Raw genomic sequence first — 13,314 nt, forward strand, 5'->3', positions numbered from 1 at the left:
TCCGGGGAAAGCCCGGATGGCACCGGCCCGGCGCGCCGCTAGCGTCGGGCCGGTGATCCGAAGGTTGTTGCTGGTCTTCCTCGGCGCGGCGGCCGTCTGCCTGGTGCCCTGGATCGTCTACCTCGCCCACACGCTGCCCGACCACTTCGACACCGCGCAATGGCGGGTGGCGTGGGTCGGGTTCGACGTGGCGCTGGTGTGCTGTTTCGCCGCCGCCGCGTGGCTGGGGCTGCGCCGGCGGCGGGCGGCGGTGCCGCTGCTGGCGGCGACCGCGGCCCTGCTGGTGTGCGACGCCTGGTTCGACGTCGTGCTCGACTGGGCCTCGCCCGACCGGTGGGTCAGCCTGGCGCTCGCGGTCTGCGCCGAACTGCCGATCGCCGCGCTGCTGGTGGTGACCGCGCGCAAGCTGCTGAGCGGGGACATGCGGCCGCGGGCGCTGACCCTGACCGACATCGAGATCCGCAGCGACCCCGGTCACGACGAGGTGCTGCGCGAGCTGCCCGCGACAACCGACGAACTGACCCGTCGCCTCGGCGCGGACGCGGCGGGCCGCGTCGCCGTGCTGGCCGAAGCCGGATACGTGCGGCGGCGGTGGGACGGCCGGTGGCACGCGCTCCCGCAGAACACGACCGAGCCCAAGCCGGCGGAATTCACGGGGACCCACCAGCGGCGGGTCACCGAGTACCTGGACCGGAAGTACGACCGCGAGCTCGAACTGCTCGCCTGGGCCGCCCGCAACCGTGACGAGTTCGGTCCGTGGGCCACCGCCTACCGGGGCGTGGCGTCGCTGACCGAGCCGGAGCTGCGCCGGCTGGAGGCGGAGTACCAGGACCTGGTGGCCCGGTACTGCCGGCTCCGCCACCGACCCGCACCCCAGGCGCGGGAGGTCACGGTGCGGCTGTACGCCTTCCCGCTACCTGGCTGACGGGGCCTTCAGGTGGAACCGCGGGAGGTCGGGGAACAGGGGAACCTGCTCGGCCTCCCCACGGACCGGCCGGCCCGGCGTCTCCAGGCCGGCCGCGATGGCCACGGCCTGGTCCCACTCGGGGTCGACGAGGTAGTCGGCGTGGCCGAGCACCCCGGCGGACCACCGGCGGGCGCCGGACGGCGGGGGGACCGGGTCCGGCAGCCAGTGGTCGCCGCCCAGGACGAGCGCTCCGTTGGCGCCCTGGGCGGCCGGCGCGAGCGCGCCCCAGCCGCCGTCGGGCAGGAAACCCTCGCCGGTCAGCTTGTCGCCGTCGACCTGGTGGCGCCACGTCGTGACGCCGCCGCCGAAGATGTCCGTGCCCCGCGCGAGCCCGCGCCACCGGCCGTCCAGCGAGCCGTAGAGCGCCGCGAGCGCGGTGTGCGGCAGCACCGCGGGGAACGCCCGCTGGTAACCCCACTGCAGCGGTGAGCCCGCGGAGAGCAGCCCCACCCGCTCCCGGTCCGCGGGCGAGAGGCTGTGCACCAGCCGCGCGGTCGCGATCAGCGCCAGCACGCTGCCCAGCTTCTCGCCGCCCAGCACGACCCGCGTGTTCGGCTCGGACAGGTGCTCCTTGGCGCGGGCCGCCAGGTCGGGCACCACCTTCAGCGCGTAGCACGGCGGGATCGCCGGGTGCGCGGCCCGCGGCCAGAAGCACACCAGGTCCGCCAGCGCCCCGAGGTGGCGGTTGCGACCGGGCTTCGTCGCGGCCGTGTAGACCACCCGCAGCAGCCCGACGGCCAGCACGCCGAGCCCGAACACCCCGACACCGGAGAGCGGGTCGAGCCAGCCGGGCAGCGTGCCGAACCCGTACCACGCGACCAGCAGCGCCGCCGCGCCGAGCGACAGGCCCGCGATCACGCCGAGCGCCAGGTGGTGCAGGTGACGGCGTTCCCACGCCGACCGCGCCCACGCGGCTGCCGCGGCGTGGGCCTCGGGCGGCGACTGCAACATCTGCACGACTTCCGGGACACCGCGCCTGCGCCGCCGCAGCGGCACCCCGACGGCGAAACCCAGCACGCCCAGCACGACCGCCAGCACCAGGCCACCGCCCCACAACGCGGTCACCAGGCGGTAGCTGTCCGGCAGCCGGAGGTCGCCCGCGCCGGCCAGCCGACGCAGCCCGGTCGCCAGCCCGGCGCCGAACCCGCCGCCGAGCAGAGCCGCCAGCGCCAGCGTGAACGCCGCGGCCCAGCCACCGGCCCACGGCCGCAACCGCTTCGGCAACTCCCGCCACGTGCGCCGCGCCAGCAGCGCCGCGGGCACCAGCAGCAGGGCGAACACCAGCCACGCGCCGAGCAGCGCCGCACCGACGCCCTCGACCGTCGCGTCCGATCCGGTCGGCACCGCGCCGCGGACACCGACGGCGACCAGCAGCGCCGCCGCCACCCCCAGCAGCCCGCCGCGGGCCCAGCGCGGCAGATCGCGCACGCCGGACGCCGACGTCACCAGAGCCACCCCGGCCAGCACCAGCGCGACCGCCCACAGCAGGCGCCCGGTGACGTCACCGGGCACCCGCAGCGGTCCGCCGACCGCGACCAGCGCCACCGTCGCCAGTGCGGCGACCGTGTGCACCCAGCGCAGCACCGGCGAGTCCGCATCGCCGCGCAGGACGTCACCGGGAAGCGTGTCGCCGGGCGGGGGTGGGGTGTGCGCGCGCACCGTCCAGTTCGTGCCGGACACCCGGTACAGCACGAAGACCACCACGGCCGCGGGCAGCAGACCTGCGCCGAGCCGGAGCTGCTCGACGTCGCGCAGCCAATCCGGCAGCCAGGTCAGGCAGCGGCGGCCCGGGGCCAGGCACTGCGCCGCGAACAGGTCGAGCGTGATGACCGCGACCTGCGCCACGAGCAGCATCGTCAGCAGCAGCGCCGCGATCCGCAACACCCCGCGGCACAGCCCGCCGACGACCGCGGCCGCGCGGCTGCCGTCCGGCACCGGCGGCAGCATCCAGTGCGCCACGTTGGCCAGGGAGAACGGGAACAGCAGCGCCCACGCCGCCTTCGCCGAGCCGCCCGAGGTCATGCCGCTCCACAGGTAGCCCTCGAGGGTGCGGGGGACCGACCGGCCGAGCGCGGGCAGCACCGGGCCCGGCGCGGGGCGCCGCAGGCGGTCCGACGGGCGGATGACGCGGCCGACCCCGTCCCCGGCGACCTCCACCGTGCCGGCCGCGTCCAGCAGTTCCTCGCCGCTGGTGCCGGACAGGCCCGGCACGCGTAGTTCGACCACTCGGGTGTCGGGACCAGGAAGCGGCACGTCGGCTGTCTCCTTTTCCGGGTGTCCTGCGATGAACAGACAACGGTACTGTTCAGGTGGAGTCGATCGTTGGAGGAAATGCCGCTATGACCCCCGAAAGCGTTGCGAAGTGGCACGACACCCGCAACGGGGTGGAATTCGCCGTCGCGGACCTGGAGCTGGCCGAGTTCGGCCGCAAGGAGATCCGCCTGGCCGAGCACGAGATGCCGGGGCTGATGGCGTTGCGCCGCGAGTACGCGGAGGTGAACCCGCTGCGCGGCGCGAGGGTGACCGGCTCCCTGCACATGACGGTGCAGACGGCGGTGCTGATCGAGACGTTGGTGGCCCTCGGTGCCGAAGTCCGATGGGCCTCCTGCAACATCTTCTCCACGCAGGACCACGCCGCGGCGGCCGTCGTGGTCGGCCCGCACGGCACGCCGGAGGAGCCCAAGGGCGTGCCGGTGTTCGCGTGGAAGGGCGAGTCGCTCGAGGAGTACTGGTGGTGCACCGAGCGTGCGCTGACCTGGGACGACGGCGGCCCGAACATGATCCTCGACGACGGCGGCGACGCCACGATGCTGGTCCACAAGGGCACCCAGTACGAGGCGGCCGGCGTGGTGCCGCAGCCGGAGGACGACGACCCCGAGGAGTGGAAGGTCGTCCTGGAGCTGCTGCGCGCCTCGCTCGCGGCGGACGGGCAGAAGTGGACGAAGATCGGCCAGGGCGTGCGCGGCGTGACCGAGGAGACCACCACCGGCGTGCTGCGGCTGTACCAGCTGGCGGCCGCGGGTGAGCTGCTGTTCCCCGCGATCAACGTCAACGACTCGGTGACCAAGTCGAAGTTCGACAACCGCTACGGCATCCGCCACTCGCTGATCGACGGCATCAACCGCGGCACCGACGTGCTGATCGGCGGCAAGGTCGCCGTGGTGTGCGGCTACGGCGACGTCGGCAAGGGCGCGGCGGAGTCGCTGTCCGGGCAGGGCGCGCGCGTGATCGTGACCGAGATCGACCCGATCTGCGCGCTGCAGGCCGCCATGGACGGCTACCAGGTCAAGACCCTGGAGTCGGCGCTGCCCGAGGCCGACATCGTGATCACCACGACCGGCAACAAGGACGTCGTGCTGGCCGAGCACATGGCCAAGATGAAGCACCAGACGATCGTCGGGAACATCGGCCACTTCGACAACGAGATCGACATGGCCGGTCTCGCCCGCTACCCCGGCGTGCGGCGCATCAACATCAAGCCGCAGGTCGACGAGTGGGTCTTCCCGGACGGCCACTCGATCCTGGTGCTGTCCGAGGGGCGGCTGCTCAACCTCGGCAACGCGACCGGGCACCCGAGCTTCGTGATGTCGAACAGCTTCTCCAACCAGGTCATCGCGCAGGTGGAGCTGTTCACCAAGCACGAGGAGTACGACAAGGAGGTCTACCGCCTGCCCAAGAAGCTGGACGAGAAGGTGGCGCGCATCCACCTGCAGGCCCTGGGCGGCGAGCTGACCAAGCTGACGAAGGAGCAGGCCGAGTACATCGACGTCGACGTCGAGGGCCCCTTCAAGTCGGAGCACTACCGCTACTGACCGGCCTCGCCGCTCCGTGATGCTTTCACCGGTGAAAGCATCACGGAGTGCGGCCGGCCGGAGTCCCGCGCGGCGACCAGCGTCAGGCCGACGCCGCGAAGGCGCAGGCCCCGAAGTGCGCCGACCGGCGCCGGATAGCCTGAGCGCGTGGGACGGCTGGTGGTCATCGAGGGGCTCGACGGGGCGGGCAAGCGCACCCTGACCGAAGCCCTCACCAAGGCACTGCACGACGAGGGCCGCACGGTCACGACCCTCGCCTTCCCGCGGTACGGCCGCAGCGTCCACGCCGACCTGGTCCGCGAGGGCCTGCACCGCCGCCACGGCGACCTGACCGACTCCGTCTACGGCATGGGCCTGCTCTACGCCCTCGACCGCCGCGACGCCGTCCCCGAGATCCGTGCCGGACTGGACACCCACGACGTCGTCCTGCTCGACCGGTACGTCGCCTCCAACGCCGCCTACGGCGCCGCCCGCCTCGAACAGCGCGCCGACGGCGAGTTCGTCCGCTGGGTCCGCGAAATCGAGATCGACCGCTTCGGCCTGCCGGTGCCTGACACCCAGATCCTGCTGAAGGTCCCGCCGGCCGTGGCGGCCGAGCGGGCCGAGAAGCGGGCCGGCACGGAGGCCGACCGCGCCAAGGACGCCTACGAGTCCGACGACGACCTCCAGGCCCGGTGCGCGGCCGTCTACGACGAGCTCGCCGCGATGTCCTGGTTGTCCGCTTGGCGGGTGGTCGACGGCGCGACGGGCGTCGACCACACCGGACTCGTCGCCGGGCTGGTCCATCCGGGCTAACGGCCGTGCTCGCTTCGTGACCCCTTCGCAGGGTCGGGCGTCACGAACGCACTCCGTAGTGCGAATATGTGGTCATGAAGGCACGTGTGTTGGTCGTCGACGACGACCCCGCTCTCGCGGAGATGCTCACCATCGTGCTGCGCGGCGAGGGGTTCGACACCGCGGTGGTGGCGGACGGCTCCCGGGCGCTTCCCGCCCTCCGGGAGCTCAAGCCCGATCTCGTGCTGCTCGACCTGATGCTGCCCGGCATGAACGGCATCGACGTCTGCAAGGCGATCCGTGCCGAGTCGGGCGTGCCGATCGTCATGCTCACCGCCAAGAGCGACACGGTCGACATCGTGCTGGGCCTGGAGTCCGGCGCCGACGACTACGTGGTCAAGCCGTTCAAACCGAAGGAGCTCGTCGCGCGCGTGCGCGCCCGGCTGCGGCGCACCGAGGCCGAGCCGGCCGAGACGCTGATGATCGGCGACCTGACCATCGACGTGCCCGGCCACGAGGTGACCAGGGAGGGCAAGGCCATCCCGCTCACCCCGCTGGAGTTCGACCTGCTGGTCGCCCTCGCGCGCAAGCCGCGCCAGGTGTTCACCCGCGAGGTCCTGCTGGAGCAGGTGTGGGGCTACCGGCACGCCGCCGACACCCGGCTGGTCAACGTGCACGTGCAGCGGTTGCGCTCGAAGGTCGAGAAGGACCCCGAGCACCCCGAGGTCGTCCTGACCGTCCGCGGCGTCGGGTACAAGGCGGGCCCGCCGTAACAGACACATGAAGCGAAGAGTCCTGGCCTTCGTCCGCGCGGTGCTGCGGCTGGCCCCCCGCGCGGGCGCGTACGCGCGCGGCCGCGCGGTCGCGTTCGGCGTGCTGTGGCGGCGGTCGCTGCAGTTCAAGGTGACCGTCTCCACGCTCGCGTTGTCCTCGGCGGTGGGTCTCGTGCTGGGCATGGTCCTGCAGAACCAGATCACCCAGCGCCTCACCGACACCAAGCGGCAGGCCGCCGTCGCGCAGACCCTGCAGGTCGTGCGCACGGCGGAGAACGAGCTGGTCGGCATCAGCGACCAGGACGCACTGGCCGACCGGCTGCAGAACGCGCTGAAGAAGATCACCAGCAGCTCGTCGGAGGACCAGGGCACCGCCGCGTCCGCGGCCGGCGCGTTCGAGCCGGTGCTGACCGCGGGCGGTGAGGACTCGACCGACTCGGCCGGCCCGATCACCAAGGTGCCCGAGGGGCTGCAGCGGTTCGTCGAGAACAACCAGGTCGCGTGGCAGATCAACACCGACACCGACCCGGACGGCACCCGCACCACCCACCTGATCGTCGGCGCACCGGTGACCAGCACCGGCCGCCCGATCCAGCTGTACCTGCTGTTCCCGATGACCGCGGAGCAGAACACGGTCCAGACGGTGCAGAACACGCTGCTCGTCGGCGGCCTGGTGTTGCTCGCGCTGCTCGCCGGCATCGCGAACCTGGTCACCCGCCAGGTCGTGCGGCCGGTGCGGCAGGCGGCGGCCGCGGCCGCCCGGTTCGCCGGCGGCGAGCTGGACGAACGGCTGCCGGTGACCGGTGAGGACGACCTGTCCAAGCTCGCCGTGTCCTACAACGAGATGGCCGCGAGCATCCAGCACCAGATCCGGCAGCTGGAGGAGTTCGGCACGCTGCAGCGGCGGTTCACCTCGGACGTGTCGCACGAGCTGCGCACGCCGCTCACCACCGTGCGGATGGCGGCGGACGTGCTGCACGCCTCGCGCGAGCAGTTCCCGGCGGGGCTGGCCCGGTCGACCGAGCTGCTGGTCGACGAGCTGGACCGGTTCGAGGCCCTGCTCGGCGACCTGCTGGAGATCAGCAGGCTCGACGCCGGTGTCGAGGAGCTGGCGGCCGAGTTCATCGACGTGTCGTCGATCGCGCGCCGGGCGGTCGAGCAGGTGCGGGTGATCGCGGGCAACGCGGAGACCGAGATCGAGCTGGAACTGCCGGCGGAGGAGACGCTCGCCGAGATCGACGCCCGCCGTGTCGAGCGGATCCTGCGCAACCTGCTGGCCAACGCCGTCGACCACAGCGAGGGCAACCCGGTCCGGCTCACGCTGGCCGCGAACGAGCACGCCGTGGCCATCACGGTCCGGGACCACGGCGTCGGCCTGCGGCCGGGCGAGGCCGACCTGGTGTTCAACCGGTTCTGGCGGGCCGACCCGTCCCGCAACCGGCGCACCGGCGGCACCGGACTGGGGCTGGCGATCAGCCACGAGGACGCCCGCCTGCACGGCGGTCAGCTGGAGGCGTGGGGCGCGCCCGGCCACGGCGCGTGCTTCCGGCTGACGCTGCCGCGCAAGCAGGACGAGCCGTTCGAGGAGAGCCCGCTGCCGCTGGTGCCCGACGACGCCCCGGCGACCAACGGGCACCTGCAGATCGGGTTGCCGACCGAATACACGCTCACCATCGGTGAGATGCACAAGGAGGACGCGTGAAGCCTCTGGCCCGTCTGTTCGCCCTGTTCGCCTGCCTGGTGCTGGCCGCGGGGTGCGCGAACGTGCCGGAGGAGTCGCAGCCGGTCGCGGTGCCGCAGCAGGAGCTGGGGCAGCAGGTCAACCCGGACGTGCCGCAGCCGGCGAAGGACCTCGACGCGCTGACCGTCGTCCGCGACTTCGTCCGCGCGAACGCCCAGCCGATCAGCAACAACGCCGCCGCCCGCATGTACCTCGACGACGCGGCGGGCAAGGCGTGGACGCCGGGCAAGATCTTCACGATCATCGACGACGTGTTCGCCACGGTCCCGGCGACCGGCCAGGACGCGACGGCGAACCCGAACGAGGTCAACGTCGTGGTGCGCGGCACCGGGCTGGGCTCGTTGCGGGAGGACGGGGCGTTCATCTCGCTGCGGACGCCGGTGGAGCTGAAGCTGCTGGTGCGCCGCCAGTCCGACGGGCAGTGGCGGATCACGAACCCGCCGCCGAACCTGGTGATGCCCTACAGCGACTTCACCGCGAACTACGTGCGGGTGCAGGCGTTCTTCTTCGCGCAGGACTCGAACACCGTGGTGCCCGACCTGCGGTACGTGGCGGGCAAACCGCAGTCCGGCCTGCCCGGGCGGGTGGTCGGGCTGCTGCTCGCCGGGCCGTCGTCGGGACTGGTCGGCGCCGTGCGGAACCTGCTGCCCGAGGACGCGAACACCGAGGGCAACGTGACGACCGCGCCGGACGGGGCACTGGTGGTGGCGCTGACCGGGGTGGCGGACCAGGCGGCCGAGGTGCGGCGGCTGATCGCCGCGCAGATCGTGTTGTCGTTGCAGTCGGTGACGACGAACCGGGTGCGGTTGCTGTCCGACGGCGCGCCGCTGGTGGACGGGCACGAGGACTGGGTGCCGAGTGACCTGCCGTCGTACACGGCGCTGGCGTCGCCGAGCGCGGACCAGCCCGGGCTGGTGACGGTGAGCGGGCGGGTGCGGTCGCTGGGGGACGGGTCGCTGATCTCCGGTCCGGCCGGTCAGGGCGGCGGCTACCAGGTCGCGAGTGCGGCGCAGTCGATCGACGGCAGGCAGCTGGCGGTCGTGGAGTACGCCGACGGGCGGCAGCGGTTGCGGGTCGGGCAGTTCGGCAAGGACGCCGCGCCCGTGGACCTGGCGGGCGCGACGATGACCCGGCCGACCTGGCGCCCCACCGCGACCGCGGACGGTTCCGGTGAGGTGTGGACTGTCGTGGATGGACAGACGGTGGTCCGCGCCCTGCGCACGCCCGACGGCAGCTGGGTGCCGCAGGTGGTGAACGCGGACGAGATCCTTCAGGTCGGGCCGATCAGCGTGCTGCGCCTGTCGCGGGACGGCGCGCGGGCGGCCGTGGTGGCCGGCGGGCAGCTGCTCGTGGCGTCCGTGGTGCGGGCCCAGGACTCGGTGACGCTGCGCGCGCCGCGGATCCTGCAGGGCGGCACCCTGGGCGGTGTCATCGACGTCGACTGGTTGAGCCAGGACACCCTCGTCGCCGCGACGACCATGCCGTCGCAGCCGGTGGTCAAGATCCCGATCGACGGGTTGCGCCTGGACCCGTTCAACATCTCCAACCTGACCCTGCCGGTCCACGCGATCACCGCCGCACCGGGCCGGTCGATCGTCGTGGCGGACGACGGAGGCCTCTGGACGGCCTCCGACGTGGGCGAGGTGTGGCGCCCGCACCCCCACAGCTTCGGCGGCAACGCGTCGCCCTTCTACCCCGGCTGAGGATCGCCAGGGCCGCCGCGCCGGACCGTCCGTGAGGGGTAGCGCGGATTGGTCTTGGGAAGCGCTTTCTGTAGGCGGCCCGCACGGCGGTATCGCCTTCTCCGCCCTGCCGCGCTCATGCCAACCAGCCCGCCCCGGCTCGCTGTGCTGGGTTCGCCCTTCCCGGCCCTGCAGGCCCACCCGAACGGGCGGCGAGCAGTCAGCCCGTGCCTGCAAGTCTCCCGCTCGCGCCGCGGGGCGCGAGCAGCCGGGCCCGCGCAGGAGAGGCCTCCGCCGGCGGTTCGCGCTGGTGGGTGCTCCGCTGGCAGCCCGCGCTGGTGAGCGCTCCGCCGGCAGCCCCCGCCCGTGAGCCCACCGCCGGCAGCCCCCGCCGGTGAGGCCACCGCCGGCGGTTCGCGCTGGTGAGGCCTCCGCCGGCGGTTCGCGCTGGTGAGCGCTCCGCTGGCAGCCCCCGGCGGTGAGCCCTCCACCGGCAGCCCCCGCCGGTAGCCCACCGTCGGCAGCCCGCGCCGAGAGCCCTCCGCCGGCGGTTCGCCGCAACCTGTCGCCGACAGCAGGCGGCCGGCCGTCAGGCTCGCGCCATCCACCCCTGACCGGCATCGCGCCCCTCCCGTTGCTCCAATTGATCTAATCCCCGAACAGCGGCCGCGGGAGGTCCGGAACTGTCGGTACCCGCGCGCACACTCTCCGCATGAACCTCGTGACCCTCGCTCTCGAACTCCTGCTTCCCGCCCTGTGCGCCGGCTGCGGGGCGCCCGGCTCGGCGTGCTGCCCGGCCTGCCGCGCCGAACTCACCCGCCCGCAGCCGGCCACCCGCGGCTCCCTCCCCGTGCCGGCCTACGCGCTGGCTCCCTACGGCGGCACGCCACGACGCCTGGTGCTGGCCTACAAGGAACGCGGGCGCCGCGACCTGGCCGATCCGCTGGGCCACGCACTCGCCGACGCCCTGCCCCACCTGCCCGAGGCGCGGGCCGCCCCGGACGGGACGTGGTGGCTGGTCCCCGCGCCGTCCCGCCGTGCGGCGTCGAGGCAACGCGGCGGTCCCCACCTGCTGGCCCTGGCCCGCAGGTGCGCCCTGCACCTGACGCGTGCGGGTCACAGTGCCGCCGTGGCTCCGGCGCTGCGCCTGTCGTCACGCGCGCGGGACGCGGTGGGCCTCGACCGCGACCAGCGGGCCGCGAACCTCGCCGGCCGCCTCCGGATCGACCCCCGCGGCCACCCACCGCCCGGCGCGCCGCTCGTCCTCCTCGACGACGTCATCACTACCGGCGCCACCATCTCCGCCTGCACCCGGGCGCTGACCACAGCGGGCTGGGAGGTGAGTGCCGCACTGGTGCTGACAGCTGCGGGCTGACCTGGACGCGCAGACCCGGCACCGGCTCGGCCCCCCGCTGGCCGCGAACAACCCGACGCCGACAGAGAGTGGAAGGTGCACGGTGACGGCAGCACCGTGAGCCACCTGCACCTGGCCCCCGCGGCCAGGGCGCGGCTCAGGCGCGGGCTGGGGGCTGTCACTGACGGCAGCCAACGTCACTTGGCGGCCATTTCGCTGCGGATGGGGGGCTGGCCGCCGCAATGGTGGTTCGCAGCGGGGGTGACCACGGCCCCGCGAGCCTGGCGGCCCGACCGCCGCGTCGCGGGCTGGCGCTGCCTGTCGCGACGGTCGCCACGTCGCTTGGCCGGCCATGTCGCCGCGAACGCTGGGAGTTGCCGCCGCGATGTGCCTTCGCGGCGAGGTGGCCAGGCCCCGCGAGCCTGGCGGGCTCGGCCACCGCGTCGCGGGCTGGCGCTGCCTGTCGCTGACGGCGGCCAACGTCACTTGGCCGACCATTTCGCTGCGAGCGCGGGGACTGGCCGCCGCGATGGTGCGGTCGCGCCACGGTGACCACGGGCCGGCGAGCCTGGCGGGCCCAGCCGCGGCGCGACCAGGCCCGCACCATCCGGCCCGGACGTGCCCGGACGGCGCATGAAGCCATCCACACCGTGCCCAAACCTGCGCGCCCCCAGGCCGGTCACCTCAGCCCAGTCGGCGCGCGCCTGGCCCGTCAGCGTAGTCAGGCCCGTGCCCGCCTGGGCACATCACCGCGCCAAGCTTGCGCCCGCCCGGCCCGTCAGCCAGCCAAGCCTGCGCCCCGGGCACCGGCCACCGGGCCCCCGAGCACCGACATGGACACCGTGCCCATGCCTGCGCCCCCCGGCACATCACCGCAGCCAAGCCTGCGCCCGCCCAGCTTGGTCCGCGTTCAAAACTCACCCCGAAACCGGAGTCCCCCATGAAGACCGCTTCGGAAAAGCAATTCCGATATCACCCACCCGGGCACATCTCGCCGGGAACGCGAGCGGCCCCGTGGCCGTTGTCCGGACATGAGGCCCTGGAACGCTGGAGCGGCTCAGCCGCAAGCGCCCAGGGGAGTGCTGCGGTTCGCGCGGCGCGTGGTCACCCACCAAGCGGCACGCCGGAAAACGGCGCAATGTCAAGGTGAAAACAGGCCTCAGGCCCTGCTCCGAACGGAGCAGCAGGTCAACGCGCCTGGACGGGTTCAGGCGCGCACGGTCACCGGTTCCCGTTCTGTGACATCCCCCGGCTCGGGGGGTTTTGTGATCCGCGTTACCGCGCTAGCGTGCTGCCCTATAGCAAGTCCCGCCGGCAGGGAGGTGAACAGCCGATGACCCTGGCGCCGACGGAAGATTGACCCCCGGTTCTGCCATCAGACCGGTCGGGCGGGAGCGGCGTCGGCGCCGATCCATCAGGAGAGCTCTCGAACTCATTCCGCAATGAGGGAGGTCGTGTATGGAAATCGTCGTCAAAGGCCGTAACGTCGAGGTGCCGGATCACTACCGCACGCACGTCGGTGAAAAGCTCGAGCGCCTGGAGCGCTACGACAAGAAGGTCTTCCGCTACGAGGTGGAGCTCTTCCACGAACCCAACCGCCGGCAGCTGAAGAACTGCCAGCGCGTGGAGATCACCGGCCGGGGCAAGGGCCCGATCGTCCGGGCGGAAGCCTCCGCCGGCGACTTCTACGCCGCGCTCGACACCGCACTCAACAAGCTCGAAAGCCGCCTCCGCAAGATGCACGACCGCCGGCGCGTCCACTACGGCCGCCGCTGCCCGGAATCCGTCGCCGAAGCGACGTCGAACGCCACCGCGGCGGAAGCGATGCCGGCCACCGGCCGCGCGTCGACCGCAGTGCTCGAGGCGCCCGCTCCCGTGGCCGAAGAGGTCGGTACCGCACTGCCGGAGGACATCGAGCTGCCCACCCAGCAGAGCTGGGACGACGAAGTGGCCGACCACCTCCCCGGCCGCATCGTCCGGGAGAAACACCACTCTCCCAAACCCATGACCATCGACCAGGCCCTCTCCGAGATGGAGCTGGTCGGGCACGACTTCTACCTCTTCAACGACGTCGAGGCCGGCGTCCCCAGCGTCGTCTACCGGCGCAAGGGCTTCGCCTACGGGGTGATCCGCCTGTCCCACTGACGAGCGCCGCAAACGGCCCGCGTGCGTCCCGCGCGCGGGCCGTTTCGCGCGTGTTCGCACGTTGCG

General features: G+C 72.9%; 9 protein-coding genes. 8 read left to right on the top strand and 1 reads right to left on the bottom strand.

Features of this window, described 5'->3' with window-relative positions:
• The first annotated feature begins 52 nt into the window (after positions 1-52).
• Positions 53-925: a hypothetical protein gene (locus FB470_RS16470; protein WP_306992545.1), complete on the top strand. Its 873-nt coding sequence runs from the start codon at positions 53-55 to the stop codon at positions 923-925.
• Here the strand turns inward: FB470_RS16470 and FB470_RS16475 are convergent.
• The gene (locus FB470_RS16475; protein ID WP_306992547.1) at positions 914-3,220 is read right to left on the bottom strand and encodes a hypothetical protein; all 2,307 of its coding nucleotides are present in this window, start codon (positions 3,218-3,220) and stop codon (positions 914-916) included. The genes FB470_RS16470 and FB470_RS16475 overlap by 12 nt on opposite strands.
• A gap of 86 nt (positions 3,221-3,306) precedes the next feature.
• Between FB470_RS16475 and ahcY the strand changes: the two genes are divergently transcribed.
• From ahcY to hpf, 7 genes are all read left to right on the top strand, one after another.
• Positions 3,307-4,779 carry an adenosylhomocysteinase gene (ahcY, locus tag FB470_RS16480; protein WP_306992549.1) on the top strand — a complete coding sequence of 491 codons (1,473 nt, stop codon included), beginning with the start codon at positions 3,307-3,309 and terminating at the stop codon, positions 4,777-4,779.
• 147 nt (positions 4,780-4,926) lie between these two features.
• Positions 4,927-5,574: a dTMP kinase gene (locus tag FB470_RS16485; protein WP_306992551.1), complete on the top strand. Its 648-nt coding sequence runs from the start codon at positions 4,927-4,929 to the stop codon at positions 5,572-5,574.
• A gap of 74 nt (positions 5,575-5,648) precedes the next feature.
• The gene (gene mtrA / locus FB470_RS16490) at positions 5,649-6,326 is read left to right on the top strand and encodes an MtrAB system response regulator MtrA (RefSeq protein WP_306992553.1); all 678 of its coding nucleotides are present in this window, start codon (positions 5,649-5,651) and stop codon (positions 6,324-6,326) included.
• Positions 6,327-6,333: 7 nt separating this feature from the next.
• Positions 6,334-8,028 carry an MtrAB system histidine kinase MtrB gene (mtrB, locus tag FB470_RS16495; protein ID WP_306992554.1) on the top strand — a complete coding sequence of 565 codons (1,695 nt, stop codon included), beginning with the start codon at positions 6,334-6,336 and terminating at the stop codon, positions 8,026-8,028.
• Positions 8,025-9,770, top strand: coding sequence for an LpqB family beta-propeller domain-containing protein (locus tag FB470_RS16500; RefSeq protein ID WP_306992557.1), 1,746 nt, complete (start codon positions 8,025-8,027; stop codon positions 9,768-9,770). Before mtrB ends, FB470_RS16500 begins: the two co-directional genes overlap by 4 nt.
• Before the next feature lie 691 nt (positions 9,771-10,461).
• A complete protein-coding gene (locus FB470_RS16505; RefSeq protein ID WP_306992558.1) occupies positions 10,462-11,124 on the top strand; it encodes a ComF family protein in 663 nt (220 codons plus the stop codon).
• 1,437 nt (positions 11,125-12,561) lie between these two features.
• Positions 12,562-13,248, top strand: coding sequence for a ribosome hibernation-promoting factor, HPF/YfiA family (gene hpf, locus FB470_RS16510; protein ID WP_306992560.1), 687 nt, complete (start codon positions 12,562-12,564; stop codon positions 13,246-13,248).
• Positions 13,249-13,314 lie beyond the last annotated feature (66 nt).

Source organism: Amycolatopsis thermophila (assembly GCF_030814215.1).
Classification (GTDB): domain Bacteria; phylum Actinomycetota; class Actinomycetes; order Mycobacteriales; family Pseudonocardiaceae; genus Amycolatopsis_E; species Amycolatopsis_E thermophila.

Bases quoted from the DNA above. Each gene is read 5' to 3' on its own strand.
- ahcY (WP_306992549.1), top strand. From the start codon at position 3,307: ATGACCCCCGAAAGCGTTGCGAAGTGGCACGACACCCGCAACGGGGTG.
- mtrA (WP_306992553.1), top strand. From the start codon at position 5,649: ATGAAGGCACGTGTGTTGGTCGTCGACGACGACCCCGCTCTCGCGGAG.
- mtrB (WP_306992554.1), top strand. From the start codon at position 6,334: ATGAAGCGAAGAGTCCTGGCCTTCGTCCGCGCGGTGCTGCGGCTGGCC.
- FB470_RS16505 (WP_306992558.1), top strand. From the start codon at position 10,462: ATGAACCTCGTGACCCTCGCTCTCGAACTCCTGCTTCCCGCCCTGTGC.
- hpf (WP_306992560.1), top strand. From the start codon at position 12,562: ATGGAAATCGTCGTCAAAGGCCGTAACGTCGAGGTGCCGGATCACTAC.